This window comes from Pirellula sp. SH-Sr6A (assembly GCF_001610875.1).
GTDB lineage: Bacteria > Planctomycetota > Planctomycetia > Pirellulales > Pirellulaceae > JBKCUI01.
In genome coordinates this window covers 5,701,359-5,727,037 of the sequence record NZ_CP011272.1, presented here as the reverse complement: position 1 = coordinate 5,727,037, position 25,679 = coordinate 5,701,359, and the positions used below count along the sequence as shown (strand labels likewise).

Below are 25,679 nucleotides of genomic sequence, written 5' to 3'. Positions count from 1 at the left end.
TTAAGTCGCGAGCTTTTTATATCGGAAACGGCGAGGTTCGTCGTCGTGAATCCCCAATCGCTCTTTTCGTTGCTGTTCGTAGGTTTGGAAGTTTCCTTCGCACCAGTGAACATAGCCATCCCCTTCAAACGCGAGGATGTGCGTCGCGATTCGGTCGAGGAACCAACGATCGTGCGTGATAACCACCACGCAACCGACGAAGTTCATGATCGCTTCCTCGAGGGCTCGTAGTGTATCGACGTCCAAGTCATTGGTGGGTTCGTCCAATAACAAGACGTTGCACCCGCGACGCAATAATTTTGCGAGGTGCACACGGTTACGCTCTCCACCGGAGAGAACGCCGACTTTCTTCTCTTGGTCGGTACCCTTGAAATTAAACTTCGAAACGTAGGCTCTCGAGTTGAACTTCTTGCCACCCATTTCCAACCAATCCAGTCCCCCCGAGATCTCTTGGTAAACGGTATTGTTGTCATTGAGAGTGTCGCGGGATTGATCGACATAACCGAATTCGACCGTGTCACCAATTCGCAGATCGCCCGCATCAGGCTTTTCTTGCCCTGTCATCATGCGGAAGAGCGTCGTCTTTCCGGCACCGTTTGGTCCAATAACTCCGACGATTCCCCCAGCGGGGAGTCGGAAACTCAAATCCTCGACGAGGACGCGGTCATTGTACGCCTTGGTGATATGCTCGGCATTGACGACCACTTCTCCCAAGTGCTTTCCTGGCGGAATTTGAATTTCCAACTCGTCGGGTCGTTCCTCGAATTGTTGAGCAGCCAAGGACTCGTACGCGTTGATCCGAGCTTTGTTCTTTGCCTGCCGCGCCCGCGGTGACATGCGGATCCACTCCAACTCTTTCTCCAACGTCTTTTGTCGAGCCGCAGCCGATTTTTGCTCGATGGCTAATCGCTTCTGCTTTTGCTCCAGCCAGGACGTGTAGTTCCCCTCGAACGGGTAGCCCGATCCTCGGTCTAATTCCAAGATCCATTGGGCAACGTTGTCGAGGAAGTAACGATCGTGCGTCACGGCGACAACCGTGCCGGGGTAGTGCGCCAGATGCTGTTCGAGCCAGTTGACTGCTTCGGCGTCCAAGTGGTTTGTCGGCTCGTCGAGGAGGAGCAAATCGGGTTGCTGGATCAACAACTTACAAAGGGCAACACGACGTCGCTCCCCACCGGAGAGCTTGGTCACGTCCGCATCTCCAGGGGGTAGATTCATCACGGCCATGGACTGCTCCACTTGCCGATCCAGTTCCCAAAGGTTTTGGGCATCGATAATGTCTTGCAGTTTGGCCATCTCGTCGCAGAGCTTTTCCATCTGCTTGTCATCGGTGACCTCACCGAGAAGATTAGAGATTTCGTTGAAACGATCCAAGACCTTTCGGCGAGGGGCGACCGCTTCCTCGACATTTCCCTGCACATCTTTGTTGGGATTCAATTGCGGTTCTTGGGGGAGATATCCCGCAACGAACCCATTGCTCAGGCGAGCCACACCATCAAAGGTCTTGTCTTCCCCCGCCATGATGCGAAGCAACGTACTCTTTCCCGAGCCGTTGGATCCTAGTACGCCGATCTTCGCCCCGGGATAAAACGCCAACCAGATATCCTTGAGGACTTCCTTTTGTCCGTGGCGCTTGGTGAGGCTTTCGATTTGATAAATAAACTGACGGTTCATTGAACTTCCTTATTCCCATTCAATCGTCGCAGGTGGCTTGCTGCTAATGTCGTAGCAAACGCGATTCACTCCGCGGACTTCGTTAATGATTCGTGTCGAGATCTTTGCGAGCAAGTCATAGGGTAGGTGACTCCAGTCGGCCGTCATAAAGTCGTCGGTGTTCACACAGCGAACCGCGACTGCTCGTTCGTACGTTCGCGCGTCACCCATCACGCCCACGCTCTGCGATTCCAGCAAGACCACGAAGGCCTGGGAGGTTTGACGATACAAGTTGGCGTTCTTGATTTCCGAAACGACGATTTCATCGGCTTCTCGCAAGATATCCAGTTTGTCTTTGGTGACTTCTCCTAGACATCGCACAGCCAGACCCGGTCCTGGGAACGGATGCCTCCATACTAGATGCTCGGGCAATCCTAATTCGACACCCAGTTTCCGGACCTCATCTTTGAAGAGATCGCGAAGGGGTTCGATCAGTTCAAAACCCAACTGTTCAGGCAATCCGCCCACATTGTGGTGTAGCTTGATCGTAGCGGCAGGGCCGTCGAGGGCTGCACCGCTTTCGATAACATCGGGATAGAGAGTCCCTTGCGCAAGGTACTTTGCACCGTTGATTTTCTCTGCTTCCGCTTTGAAACAATCGATGAAGGCATGGCCGATGCGTCGCCTTTTCTCCTGGGGATCTTTGATTCCAGCCAAGTCACCCAGGAACCGGTCACTGGCATTCACCACTCGCAAATCGGCTTGGAAGTGATTCGTGAATTCCGAGATCACCGCTCCTTGCTCGTCTTTCCGGAGCAAACCGTTGTCGATAAGGATGCACGTCAACTGAGGACCGATCGCTTTGTACAGCAGGGCTGCGGTCACCGACGAATCTACCCCTCCAGAAAGTCCGCAGATGACTCGGTCGCTGCCGACCACATCGCGGATGTGCTCGATGGAACGATTGGCAAAGTCGCTGAGATGCCAGCGCCCTTCGCAATGGGCAATGTTGTACAAGAAGTTATGGATGAGCGTGCTACCGAGCGAAGTATGAGATACCTCGGGGTGAAACTGCAGACCATAGATGGGCAGGGTTTTATGGCGAACCGCCGCGTGAGGGCAAGTCGGCGTGGACGCGAGCGTTTCGAAGTCGTTGGCCAAATCGCGGACTTGGTCGCCGTGGCTCATCCAGACATCGATTTCATGTGGGAAACCTGCGAACAGTTTCTCCATCGATTTGACTTGGAGGCGGGCTCGCCCAAACTCTCTACGATTGCAAGGTTCGACGCGCCCTCCCAGGGCTTGGGAGGCGAGCTGCATTCCGTAGCAGATTCCGAGAACGGGAATGCCCAGATGAAAAATATTGGGGTCGCATTTCGGAGCATTCGCTTCGTAGACGCTCGAAGGCCCTCCCGAGAAAACGATCGCAGCAGGCTTGCGTGCCCGGATGGTCTCGGCACTGATGTCGTGGCGAACGATTTCGCAGTATACGTTTTGCTCCCGAATACGCCGGGCGATGAGCTGGGCGTATTGCGAGCCAAAGTCCAGCACGAGAACACGTTCGCTCAGCAGATCCGGAGCCGTGTTGGTATTGCTAGCTGTTGTGGTAGAGGGAGATTCCGATGTCGATCGATTCGCAGTCGAGTTGTTCATGAGATCCATCGAAGGTGTCCGACCGAGGGCCGGAATCTAGAGCAAACCGGTCTCTTCGCCGGAGAAAACGCGAAATTATAGCAATCCCCTGGAGGGTGGCTACCTCGTTTCCTTTCGAATGGACCGGAGGGTTTGGGTAGTCTTTGCCGGTAAATCTTTCCAAAGAAATCGAGTTTGCGGGGGTCGATTGCCGATGACTCCTCAGGTTGTACGTCTACTCAAAGGGAGTTCCGCCGCATGGTTTTTCAGCAAGTTGTCCATCGCTTTCTCGCCGCGTGGATCGTCGCGATTGCTTTCGTCCCCTTCGCATCGGGTGCCGATTGGGCTCAAAAGCTATTTAAGGAGACGAAGCACGACTTTGGCACTGTCAGCCGTAACGCCAAGACCGAGTATGCGTTCGTCCTCGAAAACTGCTTCGAGGAAGACGTTCATATCGCTTCGGTTAGGAGCAGCTGCGGTTGCACCAAACCGATCATTACCAAGAACACGCTGAAGGCCTGGGAAAAGGGAGAAATCCTCGCCCAATTCAACACGAAGTCCTTCTTAGGCGCCAAATCGGCGGCCATCACCGTGGTCATCGATCGCCCTTACTACGCGGAAGTGACTCTGTTGGTATCCGGAAAAATCCGGTCCGACATCGTCGTGGAACCGGGCGAGATCTCCTTCGGGGACGTGGATGTCGGCGCAACCAAAACCGTCGACCTCAAGATCTCCTACGCAGGACGCAGGGACTGGGCCATTCAAGATGTACGGGGTGATACCAGCCATCTGGAAGTTCGATTGGACCCAGCAACCCGCCAAGGAAACATGACCGACTATCGAATGCGGATCACCTTGAAGGACACTGCTCCGGCCGGCGATTTCATGGAAGGGATCACCGTCGTCACCAACGATTCGAACGAGGGAATGTTCACTCTCCCGGTCAATGCTCGCGTGGTCCCACCGGTTACCATCACGCCGAAACTCGTCTCGGTAGGGGACGTCAAAAGCGGACAGCAAGTCCAGCAGAAGCTGATGGTTCGAGCCAAGAAACCTTTCACGATCGTCTCGGTCGAATGCCCGGACCCCCGATTTAGCTTCTCGATTCCACCTGGAGAAAAGCCACTTCACTTGATCCCAATGACCTTCACAGGGGAATTGGTAGGAGACGAGCGATCGATCAAGCAAGAGATTGTGGTGAAGACATCCCTTGGGGAACAAATCACTTTGGAAACCACCGTCGCGGGCCGTATGGTCGACTAGCAAGGCCGCCAGCCCGAGCGAGCCAGTCCGAGCGGGCCAGTCAAGAATATTGCCGCCGTACTCTTGGGTGCGGCGGTTGCCACCCCGTCGAATCCACCGACAATAGCAGTCTGTCGGCGTGCTCTTTCTTACCTCTGTTCGATGCTTCGAAATGACTGCTCCAAAAACCGCCCCACTTTTCGATTTGGATTGCTCTTATCAACCTGCAGGAGACCAACCCCAAGCCATCGAAGCCTTGGTGCAAGGGCTGAACGAAGGACGAAAGCATCAAGTCTTGATGGGGGTGACCGGATCGGGCAAAACGTTCACGATGGCCAATGTGATCCAACGGGTCCAGCGGCCGACGTTGGTGCTCAGCCACAACAAGACCCTCGCGGCACAACTCTATGCGGAGTTCAAAGAATTCTTTCCGCGCAATGCCGTCCACTACTTCGTCAGCTATTACGACTATTATCAGCCCGAAGCCTACATACCTCAACGCGATATCTACATCGAAAAGGATGCGTCGATCAATGAAGAGATCGATCGACTGCGATTGGCTGCGACCAGCGCCCTGGTCAGTCGGCGCGACTGCATCATCGTCGCGAGCGTTTCTTGCATCTACGGCCTCGGTTCTCCTGAAGACTACCGTCGCATGGTGGTCGCGATCCGTTGCAACGAATCCATCCACCGCGAGACGCTCCTGCTCCGGCTGATCGACATCCAATACGAGCGCAACGACATCGCATTCGAACGAGGCAAGTTTCGCGTGCGCGGCGACACGATGGAGCTTTGGCCCGCGTACGAAGAGTTCGCCTATCGCTTTGAATTCTGGGGAGACGAAGTCGAGCAGATTTCGATCATCAATCCATTGACCGGCGAAGTCGTTTCGCGATTGACCGAGGTCTATATCTTCCCTGCGAAACACTTCGTGACATCTGAGGATCGAATTCAAAAGGCGATTCACGTCATCCGCAAAGAACTGGAGGAGCAACTAGCGAAGTTCAATGCCGCAGGCAAAATTCTCGAAGCGCAACGACTGTCGGCGCGAACCAAGTTCGATATTGAAATGCTGGGTCACACAGGACATTGTCCCGGCATCGAAAATTATTCACGTCCTCTCTCGGGGAAACAGCCTGGAGCGACTCCCGACACACTATATGAGTTCTTTGACAAGGACTTTTTGCTCCTCGTCGACGAGTCGCACGTGACGATTCCGCAAGTGAGAGCCATGTACGCGGGTGACAAAAGTCGAAAAACAACCCTCGTCGAGCACGGCTTTCGGCTCCCCTGCGCGCTGGATAATCGCCCCCTCAAGTTCGAAGAATGGGAGGCGAAGATCAATCAAGTCATCTTTGTTTCCGCCACGCCGGCCGAGTACGAACTGGACCAAACCGGAGGCGAAGTGGTCGAGCAGGTGATTCGGCCCACGGGATTGCTTGATCCCGTTATCGAAGTGGTCCCAGCTCGTGGGCAAGTCATGCATCTGCTCGAGCAAATACGAGAGCGGATCCAGATGGGAGATCGCACGCTCGTCACGGCTTTGACGAAGCGACTAGCAGAGGACCTTGCGACCTTCTTTGTGGAGAACGATTTGAAGTGCCGGTGGCTCCACAGTGAGTTGGACGCATTCGAACGCGTGGAGTTGCTGCGAGAACTTCGAGACGGTCGCTGCGATGTGTTGGTGGGGGTGAACTTGCTCCGAGAAGGCCTCGACTTGCCCGAAGTCAGCTTGGTAGCCATCCTCGATGCCGACAAAGAGGGATTTCTACGAAGCGAAACGTCCCTGATTCAAACCATCGGTCGCGCAGCTCGCAATGCGAACTCCAAGGTCATCCTCTATGCCGACACCATGACCGAGTCGATGCGCACAGCGATCGACGAGACAGGGCGGCGACGCAAAGTGCAGGAGGAGTACAACCAAGAACACGGGATCACGCCGGAAACGGTTCGCAAGCAAGTTACCGCTTCGATCCATCAGGCGGCCGAGAATCGCAAGAGGGCTCGAGAAATCGTGCGTCGCGATCCGCAGGCCGAGAAGATCACCGAGGCCTACTTGAAAACACTGGAGGAGGAGATGTTGGCCGCTGCAGAAAATCTCGAGTTCGAGCGAGCCGCCGCCCTACGCGACAAGATCTTGCGGATGCGAGACCGAATCGGTGAACCCATCGAGTCCGAGGACGACGACCAACGGGTGGTGGGAACGCGACAGAGAAAGCGATCCAAACGAAGGTAAACCTCAGGAGCATGATGATGAATCACGACGAACGAATCGCGACGATGATCTTTGGAAAAGTGTACCCGCTCTATCTCGCCAAAGTGGAAAAAAAGGGGCGCACCAAAGACGAGCTCAATGAAGTCATTCGATGGCTAACCGGTTTGACCGAAGAGCAGGTTCAAACTCATATCGCTAACGGATCGACCTTCGCCGACTTCTTTGAATCTGCGAATCTGCATCCGAACGCTAGTCTCATCACGGGAGTGATCTGCGGCTATCGAGTGGAAGAGATTTCAAATCCACTCACGCAGAAAGTGCGTTATCTCGACAAGCTCGTCGATGAGCTTGCCAAGGGTCGCAAGATGGAAAAGATTCTGCGGTCAGACGCCCCGAACACTTAAGTGTCGTTCGCTCTCTGCTCATGCGCGATGCAAAGCTCGTTTGAAGAAAAAGTTCAATCCCGTTCCGATCGTGAGCAACCGCTCGCAAACGAATTTCCATACAATGCGACGAGCGTATCGAAACGAAGAGGTTGATGCCCTGGATACACCGATGCAAATCGCAATCGGATGGTGCTAAGTCATTAAGATTTGACTTCGTTGGAGCCCCCATCGTTATTCATTTTGGACGACACTCCTTTCAGGACGGTGCAGCCAAGGCTCGGTAAAGGGTTCATTGTGATAAAAGGTGACCAATGTTAGCATCATCGAAGTACAGCCTTTTGCTTCTTCTGACTTTCTGGGTAGCGGGTCGTGCAGAAGCACAAAGTACTACCCTAACGGCGAAGCAAATTAGGACCGCCATGCAGTCGGAAAGGAATAAGATTACAGACGGCATTCTTACTGCGGTGGGCTCTTATTCACAGGCCGAGGGGAGAGGGCCGGTCAGAAAGACGGATATTCGTTGGTCGTACGAATTTGATTTTCCCAATGGCAAGTTTCTTTTCGATCGGTCAGAAACATGCTTCGCCACAAGCGACACTCGCTCCGGTGAACGTGATGAATTGCGAATCTTTTTCTGCGAAGATCCAGTCACTAGATATACCTATCACGATTTTATAATCCCAACGGCTGCATTGTTCATACATCCGCGAATCGCTCCGGAAAAAGAGCTTTCGTCCCACTTCAAGAGATTCGACATTCGAGGCGTCGGTTTTTGTAATTCCTCCAACATCTATAGCAGGTCCCACGATGGAGATGAATTCTTTTTCGAGCCGCTGGGGGTCAATGTTATGGACGACATTCGGGTCGACGAAGAGAGCGGAGACATTTTGAAGCTCTCGTATAAGAGAGATGTACCGCAGAGAGCCAACCTTCCCAAAATACCAATGGACATGAAGCTATGGGTCGACAAAAGCCGAGGATTCACTCCGATTCGAGTAACCTCAGTCAGAGGGGGTGAAATCGAATTGGATTGTCGAACTGACTGGAAGCAAATAGGTGGCGTATGGGTACCGTCAAAACTATCGGGAACCTTTCGCAGTCGGTTCTTACCCGAAGGGAAAGAACCCAAGGAGGAAAACATCGAATATCGAACCGAAGACTTCCAACTTGAAATCAAATGGGTTTTGCTGAACGGACCATCGGAACTGATCATGTACGATTTCAAAGAGTTCGACTTACCGAATGGAACAGCAGTTTACAAGGACGGAAAGTCCATCTACTTCTACTTGAACCAGCCCAAGTAGTAGCCCTTCGCGACGTTCGGACGCGGCGGAGCAGTCACGATGTTCCATGAGATCTCCCCAGGGGCAACGTCGCATCGTGGAGTTGGATTTGCTTGGCTCCCGACTTCTGGCTAGAATCCGTCTTGCTCAGGGCAATACTACTTTGCTACTGAGACAGCCCGCGACGTGAACGCGTCGTTGGGATTGACACTTTCTGGACCGCAAAAAGTGTCAAAATGTGGAATGGCAGGACTCGGATTTTGCCAGCGACACACAAAACCCAATAAAAACATGGGTCGGATGGGTGGCAGAGCGGTTTAATGCACCGGTCTTGAAAACCGGAGTAGTCGTAAGGCTACCGTGGGTTCGAATCCCTCCCCATCCGCTTTTTTGTGCTAGGCTTAGTCGGGTGGCTGGCTTATCGAGGTGGGAACGCATTCCACCCTAAGCTAGAATCTTGAAAACATCGTTTGGTTCGTTGGCTCACGGTGGCGCTCAGTTTCAGCATCGCAGGTTGGATTGTTGGGAACGTTCTAGCAGTGCTTCCGCTATAGAAACAAACGCAGGCAACTTGGATGACGGAATCGATGAGCAATAACTGTCCCCACCCCCACCCTCACTCCCACTCCCACCCGCGCGCGCGACTCGTGTCCTTTCGTTTTGGCTTGGCGGTCCTCGTTCTTGCGCTGGGCTTGGGACGAAACTCGAACGCTCAGTTTGTCTCGGGGGATCTTGAGAAGGAACCGTTTCGCTATTCCGATACCGAAGCGAACAATCGAGTCTCCAAACTGATTGCAGCGATGGAGAAAGGGGACGTTGCTCTCGAGCAGGATGGCGAGCGAGGGTATCTGCGATCGCTGTTGAAGCATCTTGAGATCCCCGAGAGTTCGCAAGTGCTCGTGTTTTCGAAAACGAGCCTGCAGGTTCAGCATATTTCCCCTCGTAATCCTCGCGCCATCTATTTCAACGACGACACCTATGTCGGCTCGGTTCCCGGCAGCTCCCTTGTCGAAATATCCACCAACGACCCAAAGCTAGGAGCCACCTTCTATTCATTTCGGATGGGCTTTCGACTTCCTCGAATTCGTCAAGAGACCTATCAGTGTTTGGGGTGTCACGCGACGAGTATGACCAAAGGAGTGCCCGGCCATGCGGTCCGCAGTGGGTACCCCAACTATGACGGCGATTACGATGTGAAGCGAGAGGCTTTCGTTACCGATGAAACGAGCGAATTCTCCAGGCGCTGGGGAGGATGGTACGTGACAGGCCTTCACGGGTCCATGCAACACATGGGGAACGGCTATTTGCAAGGCGGGATGCTCGATACGACTCGGTTCGCGAATCTTTCGTCGCTCGATAAGCTGTTCGATGTTAGCAAGTACCTGACGCCCCACAGCGACATCCACGCGTTGATGGTCCTTGAACATCAAACACAAACTCACAATACAATCACCCTAGCGGATTTCCGTGTTCGGACGTTGGAGCATGAGGATGCGAACCAAGATCCAGCGGAGCGTTCGGTGCAATTGGGCATGATTGCGAAGGAAGTCGTGGATCGTCTTCTTTTCTGCAAGGAGTTCGCGTTGACCTCCAACGTGTCCGGCACAAGTGGCTTCGCTCAAGACTTCTTGAAGCGCGGCCCCAAGGATTCGAAAGGGCGTTCATTGCGGGAATTCGATATGCTATCGCGGATGTTCAAGTACCCCCTCAGTTATTTGATCTACTCCGATGCTTTCGACGCGATGTCCCCCTCGCTTCGCGATGCCATCGGCGGGCAGTTGAACGCGATTCTCCAGGGAGACAATCAAGATGAAGAGTACCGCCATCTGACCCCTGAGCTACGTCAGCAAATACGGGAAATCGTTCAAGAGACCAAACCGGATCTCCTTCGCTAAGCGACAACGACCACGTTTTCCTTCGGCGGATGCGTTGCATTTCCATTGCGAGAAACGGTGGCGATTGATCAGTAAAAGAGGTTGAAAGACAGGATGTGATTCATCCGATCCTCGGCCCCTTGCCGGTTGAGGAATAGGTTTAAATATCCGATCTCTGTGCGAACTCGGGAGTCGGGTGATCGTTTGAACCCAACCCCGAGGAAGGCTCGGTTCTGGTCAAATCCTCCTTTGGCACCCCAGTCGGTGTCGTTGAATTGCATGAAGGCTTCGTCCCATCCGATCAAGGACCATTGAGGTGCTCGTGTGAGGGTTCGTTGTATTCGATGCATTTGACGCCACCTATGCCCGACGTCGTCCCCCGTTTCGACCCATCGTTGCTCGAGTCGGCTTCGGTGTAGGAGCTTCCAATCGCCGACTCCAGGGGATGCGGTCCATTGCTGCCAAGAACGATGCTCATCGAAATCCTGGCCGAGGACTGGCGAAGTCCGTATCCAAGCGTATCCCGCCCATACCGTTTGGTTTTCCACTACGTCATATCCGACCCCTGGACGCAGAATGCTCTGCTGGAAGCCGTCCGTATCGTCTGCCAATCGAAGCTGACTGTCGAACCACCATCGGAAAGGCGACTCCGTCTCCATCGGGCGGATCTTCCCACTTCCGAAAGCCGCGAACCACATTCCCGTGTCATCCAAGGTCTGCGCTAAACACCGTCCAGACCCCAGGATCGTGAGGATCAGACCGATCGAAGTTAGCACGAGATGTCGAAGCATACTTTCCTCGGCTGGGTAGGGAGAATGAAAGGGGCAAACGGTGCTTTTGGTTTCGTCAGTATCGCTGCGTAAGGCCAGACCGTAACGCGAAGTTCGGTTGCTCCGGTTCGGGAGGATGTCTGGATATTCCGAGAGAAGGAGCATGGAAAACAAATCCTGCCCGCGACCCAAACGCTAGCATTCGCCACATGTTCATACGGGAGCTCAGTGGGAGTCATGCATGGATATTTTCGTACACAACGGGTGCAAAAAAGAAGTGGGTTGGTATATTGGGTCCACACACTACTTCGGTGCAACGATTGTCAATGCGTTGCGATCGATAGCGAATGATTTGCATCTTTTCAAATGGACAAGAATGTCCCCATCACGGAGGAGTGATTCGAATGACTCGGGTACCGATTAGCCAGGCCGAAGAACAAGCCCGCCTTCTCAAGGAGCGACTGGACCTCAGCACAGCGGAGATAGGGCTTCAGGTTCGCACGACAAATTGCTTGGAAGAGAAAGGGATCTTCACCGTGCGGGATCTACTCAACAGCACTCCGGAGACTCTGCTGAGCATAGCGAATTTTGGTGAGAAGACGTTGGAAGAGGTTTATCAGTCTCTAGAGCGGCTCGGTTACCATCGAACTTGGCGAAAGCCTCGGTAGCGATTCCTCAAGCTTTGGGGTTCCACTCCGGGAACTTTTCTAATTGGGCTTTGAGGGCGAATCGAGCGCGGTTGAGTCTTGAGCGAACCGTGCCGATGGAAATGTCGAGGACTTCGGCGATTTCTTCGTACGCCATGTCTTCCATTTCGCGGAGGACCAGAATGGCGCGATGGTCTTCGGTCAGCAGGGCCAGAGCATTGTGCACTAGTTTGGCGTCTTCGAAGCGAGTCATTCGGTTATCGGGGGCATCCAATTCCGATTCAGGCTCGTGGCCGACGTTCTCCCGTGCTTCGTCGAGCGAAACCAGGTTCCTCGCCTTGCGTCGGCGGGCCAGTGCGAAATTGAACGCGATACGGTACAGCCACGTGAAGAATCGGCTGTTTCGTTGGAAAGTATCCAGCTTGAGGTATGCCTGGATGAAGGCTTCTTGAACCACATCCTCGGCTTCTTCGGCCCCGCCGACGACGCTGATCATCGCGGTAAAAAGCCTGTCCTGGTAGCGAAAAACCAGAATTTCAAAGGAACTGCTGTCCCCGGCCAATGCCGACTCGATCAATTCGTCTTCGTCGTTCACTAGAAGCCGCGCCTCAATTTACTCAGGCAGTGCTGGCCCATCGAGCCAGCCGCAGATGGGTACCCTGTTGCGGTAAATGGGGCCCAAGCAGCCAACGGTAGCGAAAATCGCGAATGGAGTTGGCGAGGAGCGGGGGAAGAGCATTCAGGCACGATTTGCGGGGGCGAGGATTCGAATTCGGAAGGAACCGCGAGGTTCCGGCCAATATTCTATACATGACGCCCGAGAAATTGCCGTTGCAAAGCTTAAAAAAATAGCTAGGATTCCACGATCTTATGGTTTAAAAACTAGGATGTACTGGTGTTCGGAACATGTCGAACACCGCTGGACCCAAGGTAATTGGTTGGCGAATGACCGTTAGCAAAGAACGAAAAGAAGAACTGATCAAGGCGTTTCAGAAGAGCGGAGCTGATAGCGGTTCCGCGGATGTCCAAATCGCTCTTTTGACCGAGCGAATCAATTCGATGACCTCGCACATGCGAGCCGCCCCTCGTGACTATTCCAGTCGCCGCGGCCTCCTTCGCATGGTTAGCAAGCGTCGATCATTGCTCGATTATGTCCGAAAGCATGATCCGCAGCGATATTTGGAAATCATCGGTAAGCTGAACATTCGAAAGTAATGAATTCATCGCGACAAGGGCTGGTTCTCACCAGCCCTTGCTCGCTTTTCCAAGTGATTTGACGTTGAACGCGGACTTGCATGGGATGGTCCGCCTGAAGTAGTGACTGGTTTCTGGTGCCGTATTGCTTGGATGGTTATCCGCTGGGTTAGCGTGCTCTGACGCGTTGACATCGCCGAGCTTTCTTGTCCCGCGATCGGTTGGTTTCACAGTTTTGCGTGGAATGTCAGGCAGGATTGTTGTTTGGAAGGTGTTTTTGCAGCGGCGTCGACAAAATGCGCTGCAAAAGACGCAGTGGAATGCGTTGTCGTGAAGACGCTTGGTGTGTTTCCCGCTTGAGTGGCGGGTTTGGATGGCTTGCGAGCTCTCGGTTCGGAGCCCGTAGTTGGTCCCGGCTGCTGTTGCATTTCGGGGAAGAAGTTTCGGCCGTCTTGCGGTCGCTCGATTGTTGACTTGATTTTTGCAGAAGCCACTCCCGGTCTCTTGAGCATCGCGCGAGCGGCATAGGTTTTTGGAAGGAAAGAAATTCGTGGTAAAGATTCGTGTAGAAAAACAAATTGGCGATTCGGTTCTCTCGTTCGAGACAGGGGCTTTGGCCAAGCAAGCCACTTCCAGCGTCGTATGCCAATACGGCGATACTGTCGTGTTCATCGCGACGACGACCGGCCCGTCCCGTCCAGGAACTGACTTCTTCCCGCTCACATGCGATTATCGCGAACGATTCGCAGCAGCGGGTAAGTTTCCCGGCGGTTTCCTCAAAAGGGAAAGTCGCCCGACGACCAAAGAAACGCTCACCAGTCGCTTGATCGACCGTCCTATCCGCCCCCTCTTCCCAGACGGGTTCATTGACGAAGTCCAAGTCCAGGCGATTGTGATGAGTTCGGACGTTCAAAACGACGCTGACGTTCTCGCCATGAACGGCGCTGCAGCGGCTTTGTTTATCAGTCCACTTCCTTTCCAAGGCCCGATCTCTTCATGCCGAGTTGGCAAAGTGGAAGGCAAGCTGATTGCGTTCCCCACCCACGCTCAACTCGAAGAGAGCGAACTCGACATGATCGTTTCGGCAAACGAACGAGAAGTCATGATGATCGAAGGCTTCGCGCAAGAAATGCCTGAAGCGGAGATGTTGGAAGCGATCAAGTTTGCACATGATGTCTGCAAGCAAGTGATCGAACTTCAACGCGAGTTCTTCGATAAGGTCAAACCGACCAAGACCACTTTTGATTCGCCAGATACGACCGAACTGATGGCGAAACTGCGAGCGGATTACTACGAACGCTTCAAGGAAGCGAAGCAAATCGAAGGCAAACAAGCTCGCAACGAAGCTTGCTCGGCGCTCAAAGCAGAAGCGGTCTCGGCTTTGATCCCCGACCCATCCGCCGAAGGGGCCATTTGTACCAACCAACTCAGCCACGTTTGGCACACTTTGGAAAATCAAGTTGTTCGCGATTTGATTCTTTCGGGGCGACGTTCCGATGGTCGCGACGCGAAGAGTTTGCGACCCATCCACTGTGAAACCGATTTGCTTCCTCGCACGCATGGTACGGCTCTGTTCCAACGGGGTGAGACCCAAGCGTTCATTACGGTGACTCTTGGTACACCGCGAGACGAACAACGCGTCGACGGATTGGTGGATGAGTACAGCAAGAAATTCATGCTGGACTACAACTTCCCGCCATTCTCCGTGGGTGAGTGCCGTCCTATTCGCGCACCGGGCCGCCGAGAAATTGGCCACGGGATGCTTGCAGAACGATCCTTGGAAGCCGTGCTTCCCGACCCCGAAGATTTCCCTTACACAATTCGTGTGATCAGCGACATCCTCGAGAGCAATGGTTCGTCGTCGATGGCCAGCGTTTGCGGTGGCTGTCTCGGATTGATGGCAGCCGGGGTTCCCATCACCAACCCCGTCGCAGGGATCAGCATCGGTCTTGTTCGTGAAAAAGACCAGCATGTACTGCTCACCGACATCATCGGTGACGAAGATCACTTCGGCGACATGGATTTCAAAATTTCGGGAACGCAAAACGGAATCACCGGAATCCAGTTGGATCTGAAGATCCCAGGCGTTAGCGAAGAAATCATCCGTGGCACGCTCAAGCAAGCGCGTGAAGCTCGGATCGAAATTCTCCGCAAGATGCTGACGTGTATTCCTCGTCCGCGCAGCGAAACCAGCCGTTTCGCACCTCGATTGCTTCGAACCAAGATCGAGCCCGACAAGATCGGCGCGTTGATCGGTCCTGGTGGTAAGAACATCCGAGCGATCCAGGAAGAAACCGGAGTGACCATCGACGTCGATGATGAAGGCAATGTAACTGTCGCTTCGGCAGACGCCGAGTCGGCGAAGCGAGCCATCGGTCGCGTGGAGGCCTGCACGGCAACGGTCCAAATCGGCAAGATCTATGATGGGATCGTCTCGAGCGTACGGGACTTCGGCGCGTTCGTCGAAATCCTCCCCGGTAAGGACGGACTCTGCCACATCAGCGAACTCTCCAGCGGCTATGTCGCGAGTGTCGACTCGGTATGCAAGGTCGGGGATGCGATGAAGGTAATCGTCATCGACATCGATGATCACGACCGCGTGAAGCTCTCCCGACGCCGAGCATTGGAAGAGCTGGGTATGGAAGATGAATTCGCAGCACCATCGGAAGAGTCAGACGATCTCGATGACTTCGGTGGCGATGATCTCGGCGATGACATTGGCTTTGATGAAAAGCCAGAGCGAGCCGATCGGCCAGAACGGACCGAAGCACGCACGGGAGATCGCGGAGGTCGCGGGCGAGGCGGTGACCGAGGCGGTGACCGAGGCGGTGATCGTGGAAGCAGCGGTGGCAGCGGGGGAGGCGGAGGCGGATTCCGACGCGGTGGCGGACGGGGCCGAAGCCGTGGCGGTAGCGGTGGTGGCAGTGGCGGTGGCGGCGGCCGGTCCAGCGGTGGAGACCGCGGTGGCGATCGCGGCGGGGACCGCCGGTAGCTCGTCGACGTTTTATCTGCATCGAAAATGACTAAAAAAAACCTCCGCTGGTACAGCGGAGGTTTTTTTATTTGTGCGGTTGCAATGCCCCGACTTATACAAGTTCTTTCTTCGCACCGATCAAGGTGCGGAGACGCTCTGCCAAAAGACGTGCGTCAAATGGCTTCTTGAACGTCTCGTTGATGCTCGACCGATCGAAGCTCATCGTATTGCCGTCGTCGGGAAGCAGAGCGATCAGAATGATTTCAGTGAAATCTGAATTCTTGCGTAGGTTTTGGCAGATTTGCAATGCTTCTAGCTTGCCGACTGAGAAGTCGACAATCATGCAATCTGGGTGAAAACTTTCGGCTTGAATGCCTGCCTCGAAACCGCTAGCAGCAACCGATACTTTGAAGCTTTTCTCAAGTGGGAGTTCTCGCTTCAAGTTTTCGATCAAGACCTGATCTTGCGCAACGATCAGGACTTTGGCCATGGCCTCATCTTCCAAGTCTCCGAGGGGCATACCATGCTCCTTCAAAAACTTGATGAGATATTCTCGCGGGATACGTCGGTCTTGCGAGCCGGGGATGCGATATCCTTTGAGACGGCCGGAGTCGAACCACTTGCTAACGGTTCTCGGGGCCACCTTGCAGATCTTCGCGACCTGGCCTGTGGTGAACACCTTCATATTTTTGGTCTCCGTTACCTTCCAATAGTGAGTGAGTCCGCACAGTCATGGTGATGTTCTGTGCTTGACAGTATTCGCCCTAGCTAGACGCCGGAGCACGTGGCCTTAGTAGGCCGAACGTACCTCCCACGCCCAACAACTGGGTCTGGGCTTAACAATCGTGAACGACCACTTTGCGTTGCAATCGTTAGAACTCCGTTCCCAACGATGACGGTGCAAAGCTTTCCTGTGAGGACAAACAGTTCGCCAATGAAACGTTCGCGAGCGACCGCACCCCTACGACGGTTCGATTCCGTTCCGCTTGCAGAGTTACCTGTCTGTATGGCAGACCAAGCTTTGGTCAGGGCAGAAGATGAGCGGCTGACTAATCCACTTGTTCGCACACGAAGTTCGTACGTTCAAATCGATAGCCGCCTCCGCACAAATTGCGCGGATTGCATGCACTTTCCCCCCTAATTCAGCCCGGTAGCTTCCCCGTACTGGTATTGACTCCTGCGAGTCGTCCAGAACAGAAAAGGCCGTTCTGAACCTAGTTTCGATTCAAACCGGGGGATTACTTTAGAAAGAATCTTCGGTTGTTTAACTACGAGCGATTTGTTGCTCGCAACTGATCGCAACAACGTATTTTTCAACCTTTCTTCACATTCTTCACGGAATTGATGAAGGGATTTCGGTAGGGAGGCCTCCGAAAACCGCACGGAGGAGCCCAAAACTGCTCTCCGCACCGTGTTGGGAAATTGGTAGTCTTCCAAGGTTCGCGTCGTCTCCATTTCGCCATCGCTCCGGTCCATGTTCCCTTTTGCCATACGAACCCTCTCGATCACTTGGCCAGGTGCGTTCCGGACTTGGAACCGTTCCGAGTCGTCCGCGTTGGTAACCGCCATCGCGTTCGCGTGGTTCGTTTGCTTCCTCTTGATCGCTACATTCGTTTGGCCAGAGTGGCTCCACGTGTGGCTCGTCCGGATTCTTTGGCTGACGGTCGCGGCCTGCATCCTCCGCTCAGCGCTCACCAGCGCATGGTTAGGGGAATTGCCAGAGCAAGACACTCGGAAGCATCGCGACCAAAACCTGCTCCTCGCCCAATCGGCCTACCTCCAAGCTTCCTACTTCGAGTCCGAAAAGTGCCTTTTGGAAAATTTGGCCAAACATCCCTCGGACATCGAATCGGCTTTGCTTCTGGTTTCCGTCTACCGACGAACCGGACGATGGGACCCTGCGCTCGAAGCAATTCAACAGTTGCAACGAAGGGATTTAGCAGCCCGTTGGTCCCAGGAGATCGCGACGGAAAAGGAGCGATGCTTGCGAGGGAAACGACAATCGAAGCCTCTCCCCCCTCCCACTCCCTGACAAAAGAGTTACGATCGCTACCATGCGGGTTCGCTGTTCTCTCCGCAATGCGAGAAACTTCCGCTTTTTCGGAAAATGCGGATGAATCGAACCGATAAAGGACTGCTTCTGATTCTTCACAATGGAGGTCGGGGTGGATGGCGTCAGATCGTGAGGCAAGCTTGCGCGCTTGGCTCGGAGGTGCGACGCGACCAAATGACAAGCGATCGACGCGTCGACTGCCAGAATGGATGGAACGGCGTTTGCATTGCCCAGTCGCATCTGGGCGATACACGATTGCAATCGTCGGTTAAACGTTGCAGGCTGGTCTCGCACGATCGCTAGGTAGTACCGGACGATGGTAGCTGGACGATGGTAGATAGCCCCTTGCGGTCAGTCCTTGACGCATGGACAGAGTCTATTCGACGGCAACAATAGAGACAACGAATCACCCCTAGGCCAGGCTCCGATGCTCGCCAGCGCGGAGGCTTGGGCAACCTACGAAAGGTTTTGAAATGTACGAAAGATTTACTGACCGCGCTCGCAAAGTGATGCAGCTTGCCAACCAAGAGGCACAACGATTCAACCACGAGTACATCGGAACCGAACACATCCTTTTGGGTTTGGTGAAGGAAGGAAGCGGGGTTGCAGCGAACGTTCTCAAAAACCTAGATGTCGACCTTCGCAAGATTCGTCTCGAAGTCGAAAAGCTCGTCCAAAGTGGCCCGGAAATGGTCACCATTGGCAAGCTCCCCCAAACTCCTCGCGCGAAAAAAGTCATCGAGTATTCCATGGAAGAGGCTCGCAACCTCAACCATAACTACGTCGGCACCGAGCACATCCTGCTCGGTTTGCTCCGAGAGCAAGAAGGGGTCGCCGCTCAAGTCCTGATGAACTTGGGCATGAAACTAGACGACGTGCGAGAGGAAGTCCTCAATCTTCTCGGCCATGGTATGGAAAGCGCCGAAGTCGGAGAGCGCGGCGGACGAGAGGGGAACAACCCCTCCGAACCCGGCGCATCGTCCAAGGGTGGAAAGAGCAAGACGCCGGCTCTCGATAGCTTCGGTCGCGATCTCACCGAACTCGCCCGTCAAGGCAAACTGGACCCGGTCATCGGCCGCGAACGAGAAATCGAACGCGCCACCCAAGTCCTTTGCCGACGCACGAAAAACAACCCCGTTCTTCTCGGGGAAGCAGGGGTAGGGAAAACGGCAATTGTCGAAGGCTTTGCGCAACGTGTCGTCAACGGCGAGGTCCCTGAGATCTTGGCCGACAAACGCATCGTTGTGCTCGACTTGGCCATGATGGTCGCCGGAACGAAGTACCGAGGACAATTCGAAGAACGCATCAAAGCGGTCATGAACGAAGTTCGCCGCGCGAAGAACACCATCCTCTTCATCGACGAACTCCACACCCTGGTGGGTGCCGGTGGGGCCGAAGGTGCAATCGACGCTGCCAACGTTCTAAAGCCTGCCCTCGCTCGGGGCGAAATCCAGTGCATCGGAGCGACCACCCTCGATGAGTATCGAAAATACATCGAGAAGGATAACGCCCTCGCGCGACGGTTCCAGGAAATCATGGTCGAACCGACCGGTACCCAGGAAACCATTCAGATCTTGAAAGGTTTGAAAGAGCGATATGAGGAGCATCACCGTGTTCAAATCACCGACGATGCGATCGCTGCTGCCGTTGAGATGAGCGAGCGATACATCACCGCTCGATGCTTGCCAGATAAAGCGATCGACGTCATCGACGAAGCTGGGGCTCGTGTCCGTCTCCGCACGATGAGCAAGCCGCCCGATCTGAAGGATATCGACGACGAAGTCGAACGTCTCAACAAAGAGAAGGAAGACGCCGTCGCGAATCAAGACTTTGAAAAGGCAGCCAGCCTTCGCGATCAAGCGGATAAGCTGCGACGCAAGAAAGAGCAGATCACCCGCGATTGGCGAGAAAAGAGCCGCGAAACGGATGGCGTCGTCGACGAAGAAGTCATTGCCGAGGTTGTCTCGAAGATGACCGGTATTCCTCTTACCCGTCTCACCACGGAAGACTCCCTCCGGTTGATGAACATGGAAGAGGAGCTTCACAAACGCGTCGTCAGCCAAGATCAAGCGGTTAGCGCGGTGGCGAAGGCCGTCCGACGCAGCCGTTCCGGCCTCAAGGATCCGAAGCGTCCTACCGGCTGCTTTATCTTTGCGGGTCCAACCGGGGTTGGTAAAACGCTGTTGGCGAAAGCCCTCGCGGAATCCCTGTTCGGTGACTCCGATGCGCTGATCCATATCGACATGAGCGAGTACATGGAGAAGCACAACGTGAGCCGGCTCATCGGTGCACCTCCTGGTTATGTTGGTTACGAAGAAGGTGGCCAGCTGACAGAAAAGATACGTCGCCGCCCTTACGCAGTCGTCCTTTTGGACGAAATTGAAAAGGCTCACCCCGACGTGTTCAACATGATGTTGCAAGTGATGGAAGAAGGACGTCTGACCGACAGCTTTGGTCGCAACGTTGACTTCCGAAATACCATCCTCATTTTGACTACCAACGCGGGTGCGGAAGCGATCAAGAACGAGTCGGCATTCGGTTTCCAAAAACCGGATAACGATGCGTCGTACGATAGCATGAAGGCACGTGTGATGGACCAAATCGAACGAGTCTTCCGTCCCGAGTTCCTCAACCGTCTTGATGACGTCATCATCTTCCGGCACCTCAATAAAGAGGATCTGAAGAAAGTCATCGATTTCGAAATGTCGAAGGTCAAAGAGCGATTGCGAGATCGTGGATTCGACCTCATCCTCACCGATGAAGCGAAGGAATTCATTATCAAGCAGGGTTCGAACCTCGATTACGGAGCTCGACCACTTCGCCGTGCAATTGAACAACGTGTCGAAGATCCACTCTCCGAAGAACTTCTCCGCGGCACCTTCGAAGGCAAAAACACGATCATCGTGGAAGCGTTCAAGGATGCGGACGGCAAAGTCACACGGCTCGAGTTCAAGAGCGAGAGCCGAGAGACTCCCGCTTCGGAAACCGCTACCGCCGCCTCCTAAAGCGGGACCTTCCTTCGCAGCAATAGGCCAACGCTCCCAGAACAGTTCGTTGCAATTGTTCTGGGAAATGCCTTGCGAAATGCTTGTGATGCGACGGTCGTCTCGGACCGTGCGGATGGATTAATTCGATTCTCTGTGGCGGCCTTCCGGCCCGCTCTCACCATCGGTCCCTTCCATCCGGATCGTATTCGCGAGCCATCCCGATCGCAACCTATGCGTTCAAGCGGGTGCACGATGGCCATTCTCACAGCGGCGATTCTCACAGCGGCGATTCTCACAGCGCCGTACGCTTCTCCGCGATCGTTGCGAGGAGTTGCTTCTGGGGAGCCACGAACTTGGCAATTCCTTGTTCCATGAGCGTCTTCTCCAAATCTTCCACGTCCACGGCGGCATCGAGCTCCTGTTGAATCTCGGGAGCAACCGAAGCCGCAACGCGGGAAACAAATCGTTCCTGGCTCGCAGCTACCGCCATATTGGTCTCGGGTGGATTGGTTTGAATATCCGATCCCGCTAACGCCGAGACATACTTCCAAGGAACATCGGATGGATTCTTTGTGCCGGTGCTGGCAAAGATGATCTCCTGCTCCAGTGGCGTGGAATGTTGGCTCCAGAACGACTGGTTGTGTTGCCAAATACGTTTCGCATTGAGGATTCCATACTCCCCCTGGGCTTGGGCGGATAGTTGACGGCACTTTTCGGACGTGTACTGGTCGATTCGTGAAACGAAGATGCTGTAGACACTCTTGAATCGATCCAATTGAGTACGCCTTTTCGCACCGCGCCAAACAGCGTCTCGCGCCTGCTCATACTGCCGACGAGTGAAAATCAGCGTCACGTTCAATGTCACGCCATGGGCAGCCAACTCTTCCAACGCGTCGATACCCGCTGGTGTGGCTGGAACTTTGATCATGCGATTCTCGTGTCCCTGCGACCACTTTTTTCCCAGTTCGATATAACGCGCTACCCGAGTATCGTGCGACATCCCCAAGATTGGGTCTTCCAAAAGCGGATCTAGTTCAAAACTCACCCAACCCGCGTTGCCGCCCGTCTTTTTCCAGACGGGCAAGAACGCCTCTTGGGCATCGCGAACCAATCGATCGGTCACTCGCCAGCAGATCGTCTCGTCATCTTGTCCTTCTGCTATAAAGGATCGGATCAAGTCATCGAATCGTCCTGAACGAACTAACCCTGAAACGATAATCGGATTGCTGGTCGCGCCAACGGCCCCCCACGCGATGTTTTGCACGACGAGGGCAGGGTCGATTGAGTCCAGATAAAGCTTGGTCCCAGCTTCGATCAGCGATGCGATTGGTGCATTGGTCATATTCAGTTTTCCTGTTTGCGTGAACGCGAGATTACAATCGGAGTATACCTTGAAACGGAATGACTCGGGGGATGGAGTGCCGAATGCCGATTTAGCGAAACCGGTCGCTTGGGTGACGGGCAGCGGTGCGAAACGTGTTGGTCATTCGATTGCGCACGCGTTCGCCCTCGCAGGTTACCGGATCGTTCTCCATGCCAATCAATCGATCGAATCAGCCAACGCGTACGCAGACGAGCTGCAATCGCGAGGAACTGACGCACTGGTGGTGCAAGGACCTGTAAACGATCCAGAGTTTGCCCCACGAGCCGTACAGCAAATAGTCGAACGCTTTGGGCGGCTCGACGTCCTCGTGAATTCGGCCGCAATCTGGGACTGGACAACTTTCGAGGAGATCTCGGAAGGAGACATTCGCCGGCAATTCGAAGTCAACACATTGGGAACTTTCCTCTGCTCCCGGTCTGCAGGGTTGCACATGGCCACGCAACCCTCGGGAGGGGCAATTCTGCTCATCGGAGATTGGGCGGTGCATCGCCCCTACTGTCATTTTGCACCTTATTTCGTCGGAAAGGGAAGCATCGAAACCATGACCCGCTCCCTCGCCGTGGAATTGGCAACGCGCAATCCTAGTATTCGCGTCAACGCTATCTTGCCCGGTCCCGTCATGCTGGACGCGAGTATCTCCGCGGACGCGGCAGAAAGAATTCGTCAACAAAGTTTGCTGAAACGCCATGGCACCCCAAGCGATGTCGCGAATGCAGCGGTCTTTCTCGCGCAGCAACCCTTCATCACGGGCGTCGCCCTACCCGTCGATGGAGGGCGATCGATCTACTCCGGCGACCAATGGGACGCCGTCGCTCATCCGACCTTTTCCCAGCTTCAAAACCCATAACATTGCCGTTCGTTTATTCGCAATGCGTTACCTCGCACCACTCTAGCAACCTATCACTCTGATTCGCCATGGACCATCGTTGTCTCAAACCCTGAGACCGTTTTCGCACTGGGAGCCACCGGCCCCCCGTTCGCGACAGGACTGCTTGGTGCACTCGGCCAAGAACTTCGTTGTACATCGTCTCCGTGCGACACGTCGCGTTCGTGACGACTTTCCCGTTCATGTTGCAACCACCAAGCCTCCGCCTTCTCTCGACACCAATCGTCGTTCGCTGCGACCAGTTCGAGTTTGATCGCCAAGTCTTTGGCCGTCTGAGGACGATTGGCTCGACTCTTTTCCAGACAAGCCATTATTGCGCCTTCTAATTGCGGGTCGACGGAAACCCCGTTCCGCTGGGAAGGTGGGAGTGGAACCGAATCGATATGATGCTGGAAAAGCTCGCCAAGCGAGGTGGCCTGAAAGAGAGACTGTCCAGTCAGCAAAAAATACCCTACCGCTCCCAGCGAATAGATATCGCTTCGAACGTCAATCGACTTGGGATTCTGGATCGCCTCGGGAGACATGTACATGGGAGTACCCGTCATTGCTTTGCTCGACTCTCCATGTGAATCTTCCTCGAGCGACCTTACCAGACCAAAATCAAGAACCTTCACCACATCGCATTCACCACCTCTTCGGTTCAGCATGATGTTCGCAGGCTTGATGTCACGGTGAACCAGCCCCAATGAATGGGCTTCATAAAGTGAACTGCAAATCTGCTTGAGTATTTCCACAACACGTCCCGCCGGCTGGGGGCCATAGCGATCAACGAGCGACTGGAGATTAATCCCATCGAGGAACTCCATTGCATAATAGAAAACTCCCTCGGGTGTTCGCCCATAGTCATAAATCGCGATGGTATGGGGATTGTTTAACTGACATGTGATTTGAACTTCATGCTCGAACCGTTCGATAGCTGATGGGCTCACATTTTCCGACTTCAATAGTTTGATCGCCGTGGGACGGCGCATCATGGAATGATGCCCCTTGTATACCACTCCCATTGCCCCGGTACCCAGTAGCGTCTCTAAACGATACTGCCCCAACTCCTTTGCTTCGATCGCCGCTTCCCGAGCTTCCTGTTGCATTCGGGCGACGACCAAGGTGAAGACAAAAATAGCCACCGCGGTGAGAATGAGAAGAAAGAACAATGAAAAGAATACCCAGCGCAAAATACTGAGTGGCTGAAAGGCTTCTTTCGCATCGATTTCCGTGATGATTCCCATATCGTATTTGGGTAACCACGTCCAAGCGGATACAGCGGGAACACCACGATAATTGCGATGTCCTTCGAGACTGACACCCGTTTTGCCTTCTAGCGCAGAGGTGCATGCAAACGTAAAAGGTAAATCCCCTCGTCTTACTTTAGGGCGGTATCCATCGATCAGACTCCCACCTGGGTCGCGAGCTTGAACATTTAATATCGATACAGCTCCCTCCCGGTCTGGAATCAAGCCAGATATGATCAATTGCTCGTCGAAACGACTGTTCGATACCATCAACCCATTCTTGTCGACCGCGTACGTCTCCCCAGACTCTCCCATCTGCCCCAGCTGAAGAATTTCCGTGAACTCCCGTTCGGGCCGAATACGGAATCCGATGCATGCCACCGTTTGAAAGTCCTCGTTTCGGACCGGGGACAATGCAAACATAGTCGGCACCTCGGCTCGCAAGACTCCGTTCGGATCTCGCAAGAGCACGGCACTCGGAAACGGGACACTTACGGTCGATTCTCCCTCCATAACTGTGTTTAGAAATGTGGAGTATTGCGGGACAACTTGTCCGATGAGCTCTTTTGTTTGCGCGGCGATCACGCGCTGTTCGCGATCAACGACGATGTACCCGACGAAATGATGTGCCGACATGCCGGGTAACAAGAGTTGCTTTAGCTTTCCATTCCATTCGTCAATTTCCTCCGACCGAGGTTTTTCACCTGCCCCGATCCCCTTGCCTGCTGCGATCGCTTCGTGGTGATCCAACATTTGGAGCACGGCAGTTCTCACGCCAGGAAGACTCGCCAGAGAGATCGCGTTGGACTCCTGATTTTGAAACCACTTTTCCATCATCGATCTCTCGACGTGCAGTAACGTGGATAGTTCGGATTGAAGACTCCCCTCAATGGAGTGCTTGATGGAACGATTCACAAAGTATCCCAGGGTCGCCAAGATGACGAACGCAACCAGCGGCCAAATCCACAAATGCTGGCGAAAGAACTGACCCGTCGAGCGGAACGTCTTGGAAAACGTGGTCTGGCCAAAAGTCAAATTGCCACGAAGACTCTTGTCTTGCCGATTCGAATGCTTGAAGTAACCAGTTAACCACGAAACCATGAACGGAGAGCCCGGAGAGGTGCAAAAATGAAAGTGGATCTTATTGTACTTCTCCGAGGACGAGGGTGAAATAAATGTTCCGAGTCCCTCCACTGTTCGGTTTCCAAAGCTGAAAGCGCCCTACTTGCTTCCATCGTTATGGATGGTGCGCAAGGGCTAAACACGAACG

General features: G+C 54.0%; 18 protein-coding genes and 1 tRNA gene. 12 read left to right on the top strand and 7 right to left on the bottom strand.

Translation table 11 applies throughout. The features are described from left to right. Together ettA and guaA are read right to left on the bottom strand one after the other, a co-directional pair. Entirely contained in the window at positions 1-1,674 is a 1,674-nt protein-coding gene (gene ettA, locus VN12_RS22135) for an energy-dependent translational throttle protein EttA (protein ID WP_146678839.1), read from the bottom strand. Positions 1,675-1,683: 9 nt separating this feature from the next. Further along, a complete protein-coding gene (guaA, locus tag VN12_RS22130) occupies positions 1,684-3,306 on the bottom strand; it encodes a glutamine-hydrolyzing GMP synthase (RefSeq protein WP_146678838.1) in 1,623 nt (540 codons plus the stop codon). A gap of 237 nt (positions 3,307-3,543) precedes the next feature. Between guaA and VN12_RS22125 the strand changes: the two genes are divergently transcribed. The 6 genes from VN12_RS22125 (at position 3,544) to VN12_RS22100 (ending at position 10,306) form a co-directional block, all read left to right on the top strand. Continuing rightward, positions 3,544-4,548, top strand: coding sequence for a DUF1573 domain-containing protein (locus VN12_RS22125; protein WP_146678837.1), 1,005 nt, complete (start codon positions 3,544-3,546; stop codon positions 4,546-4,548). Between the two features lie 151 nt (positions 4,549-4,699). Next, complete coding sequence (gene uvrB / locus VN12_RS22120) at positions 4,700-6,763, top strand: excinuclease ABC subunit UvrB (protein ID WP_146678836.1); 2,064 nt, start codon at positions 4,700-4,702, stop codon at positions 6,761-6,763. 11 nt (positions 6,764-6,774) lie between these two features. Continuing rightward, entirely contained in the window at positions 6,775-7,146 is a 372-nt protein-coding gene (locus tag VN12_RS22115) for a DUF2200 domain-containing protein (protein WP_240491226.1), read from the top strand. Between the two features lie 293 nt (positions 7,147-7,439). After that, complete coding sequence (locus VN12_RS22110) at positions 7,440-8,432, top strand: hypothetical protein (RefSeq protein ID WP_146678835.1); 993 nt, start codon at positions 7,440-7,442, stop codon at positions 8,430-8,432. Between the two features lie 277 nt (positions 8,433-8,709). After that, positions 8,710-8,796, top strand: a tRNA-Ser gene (locus VN12_RS22105). A 202-nt stretch (positions 8,797-8,998) separates the two neighbouring features. Continuing rightward, positions 8,999-10,306: a hypothetical protein gene (locus tag VN12_RS22100; protein WP_240491225.1), complete on the top strand. Its 1,308-nt coding sequence runs from the start codon at positions 8,999-9,001 to the stop codon at positions 10,304-10,306. A gap of 68 nt (positions 10,307-10,374) precedes the next feature. Here the strand turns inward: VN12_RS22100 and VN12_RS22095 are convergent, their stop codons facing one another. After that, positions 10,375-11,076: a DUF2490 domain-containing protein gene (locus VN12_RS22095; protein ID WP_168164574.1), complete on the bottom strand. Its 702-nt coding sequence runs from the start codon at positions 11,074-11,076 to the stop codon at positions 10,375-10,377. Positions 11,077-11,459: 383 nt separating this feature from the next. Here VN12_RS22095 and VN12_RS22090 point away from each other — a divergent pair, with 383 nt between their 5' ends. Then, a complete protein-coding gene (locus VN12_RS22090; RefSeq protein WP_146678833.1) occupies positions 11,460-11,723 on the top strand; it encodes a DNA-directed RNA polymerase subunit alpha C-terminal domain-containing protein in 264 nt (87 codons plus the stop codon). Positions 11,724-11,730: 7 nt separating this feature from the next. Here VN12_RS22090 and VN12_RS22085 read toward each other — a convergent pair whose 3' ends face one another. Next, on the bottom strand, positions 11,731-12,297 hold the full coding sequence (locus VN12_RS22085) for an RNA polymerase sigma factor (protein WP_146678832.1): 567 nt from the start codon (positions 12,295-12,297) through the stop codon (positions 11,731-11,733). A 350-nt stretch (positions 12,298-12,647) separates the two neighbouring features. On the opposite strand from VN12_RS22085, the gene rpsO reads away from it, so the two are divergent. Both rpsO and VN12_RS22075 read left to right on the top strand, forming a co-directional pair. Next, on the top strand, positions 12,648-12,917 hold the full coding sequence (gene rpsO, locus VN12_RS22080; protein WP_146680038.1) for a 30S ribosomal protein S15: 270 nt from the start codon (positions 12,648-12,650) through the stop codon (positions 12,915-12,917). Between the two features lie 529 nt (positions 12,918-13,446). After that, the gene (locus VN12_RS22075) at positions 13,447-15,888 is read left to right on the top strand and encodes a polyribonucleotide nucleotidyltransferase (protein WP_146678831.1); all 2,442 of its coding nucleotides are present in this window, start codon (positions 13,447-13,449) and stop codon (positions 15,886-15,888) included. Positions 15,889-15,982: 94 nt separating this feature from the next. Here VN12_RS22075 and VN12_RS22070 read toward each other — a convergent pair whose 3' ends face one another. Further along, positions 15,983-16,555: a response regulator gene (locus tag VN12_RS22070; RefSeq protein WP_146678830.1), complete on the bottom strand. Its 573-nt coding sequence runs from the start codon at positions 16,553-16,555 to the stop codon at positions 15,983-15,985. 789 nt (positions 16,556-17,344) lie between these two features. On the opposite strand from VN12_RS22070, the gene VN12_RS22065 reads away from it, so the two are divergent. Both VN12_RS22065 and VN12_RS22060 read left to right on the top strand, forming a co-directional pair. Beyond that, complete coding sequence (locus VN12_RS22065; RefSeq protein WP_146678829.1) at positions 17,345-17,902, top strand: hypothetical protein; 558 nt, start codon at positions 17,345-17,347, stop codon at positions 17,900-17,902. Positions 17,903-18,396: 494 nt separating this feature from the next. Further along, on the top strand, positions 18,397-20,928 hold the full coding sequence (locus VN12_RS22060) for an ATP-dependent Clp protease ATP-binding subunit (RefSeq protein WP_146678828.1): 2,532 nt from the start codon (positions 18,397-18,399) through the stop codon (positions 20,926-20,928). Between the two features lie 274 nt (positions 20,929-21,202). Here the strand turns inward: VN12_RS22060 and VN12_RS22055 are convergent, their stop codons facing one another. Beyond that, on the bottom strand, positions 21,203-22,252 hold the full coding sequence (locus VN12_RS22055; RefSeq protein WP_146678827.1) for a transaldolase family protein: 1,050 nt from the start codon (positions 22,250-22,252) through the stop codon (positions 21,203-21,205). A 49-nt stretch (positions 22,253-22,301) separates the two neighbouring features. Between VN12_RS22055 and VN12_RS22050 the strand changes: the two genes are divergently transcribed. Further along, positions 22,302-23,141: an SDR family NAD(P)-dependent oxidoreductase gene (locus tag VN12_RS22050; protein ID WP_240491224.1), complete on the top strand. Its 840-nt coding sequence runs from the start codon at positions 22,302-22,304 to the stop codon at positions 23,139-23,141. 53 nt (positions 23,142-23,194) lie between these two features. Here the strand turns inward: VN12_RS22050 and VN12_RS22045 are convergent, their stop codons facing one another. Then, positions 23,195-25,510: a serine/threonine protein kinase gene (locus tag VN12_RS22045; RefSeq protein WP_146678826.1), complete on the bottom strand. Its 2,316-nt coding sequence runs from the start codon at positions 25,508-25,510 to the stop codon at positions 23,195-23,197. Positions 25,511-25,679 lie beyond the last annotated feature (169 nt).

What these genes read in the sequence shown, in the direction of transcription:
- VN12_RS22115 (WP_240491226.1), top strand. Translation starts at nt 6,775, where the DNA reads ATGATGATGAATCACGACGAACGAATCGCGACGATGATCTTTGGAAAA.
- VN12_RS22055 (WP_146678827.1), bottom strand. Translation starts at nt 22,252, where the DNA reads ATGACCAATGCACCAATCGCATCGCTGATCGAAGCTGGGACCAAGCTT.
- VN12_RS22090 (WP_146678833.1), top strand. Translation starts at nt 11,460, where the DNA reads ATGACTCGGGTACCGATTAGCCAGGCCGAAGAACAAGCCCGCCTTCTC.
- uvrB (WP_146678836.1), top strand. Translation starts at nt 4,700, where the DNA reads ATGACTGCTCCAAAAACCGCCCCACTTTTCGATTTGGATTGCTCTTAT.
- VN12_RS22070 (WP_146678830.1), bottom strand. Translation starts at nt 16,555, where the DNA reads ATGAAGGTGTTCACCACAGGCCAGGTCGCGAAGATCTGCAAGGTGGCC.
- VN12_RS22060 (WP_146678828.1), top strand. Translation starts at nt 18,397, where the DNA reads ATGTACGAAAGATTTACTGACCGCGCTCGCAAAGTGATGCAGCTTGCC.
- VN12_RS22045 (WP_146678826.1), bottom strand. Translation starts at nt 25,510, where the DNA reads ATGGTTTCGTGGTTAACTGGTTACTTCAAGCATTCGAATCGGCAAGAC.
- VN12_RS22095 (WP_168164574.1), bottom strand. Translation starts at nt 11,076, where the DNA reads ATGCTTCGACATCTCGTGCTAACTTCGATCGGTCTGATCCTCACGATC.
- VN12_RS22110 (WP_146678835.1), top strand. Translation starts at nt 7,440, where the DNA reads ATGTTAGCATCATCGAAGTACAGCCTTTTGCTTCTTCTGACTTTCTGG.
- VN12_RS22125 (WP_146678837.1), top strand. Translation starts at nt 3,544, where the DNA reads ATGGTTTTTCAGCAAGTTGTCCATCGCTTTCTCGCCGCGTGGATCGTC.
- ettA (WP_146678839.1), bottom strand. Translation starts at nt 1,674, where the DNA reads ATGAACCGTCAGTTTATTTATCAAATCGAAAGCCTCACCAAGCGCCAC.
- VN12_RS22065 (WP_146678829.1), top strand. Translation starts at nt 17,345, where the DNA reads ATGTTCCCTTTTGCCATACGAACCCTCTCGATCACTTGGCCAGGTGCG.
- VN12_RS22100 (WP_240491225.1), top strand. Translation starts at nt 8,999, where the DNA reads ATGAGCAATAACTGTCCCCACCCCCACCCTCACTCCCACTCCCACCCG.
- guaA (WP_146678838.1), bottom strand. Translation starts at nt 3,306, where the DNA reads ATGAACAACTCGACTGCGAATCGATCGACATCGGAATCTCCCTCTACC.
- rpsO (WP_146680038.1), top strand. Translation starts at nt 12,648, where the DNA reads ATGACCGTTAGCAAAGAACGAAAAGAAGAACTGATCAAGGCGTTTCAG.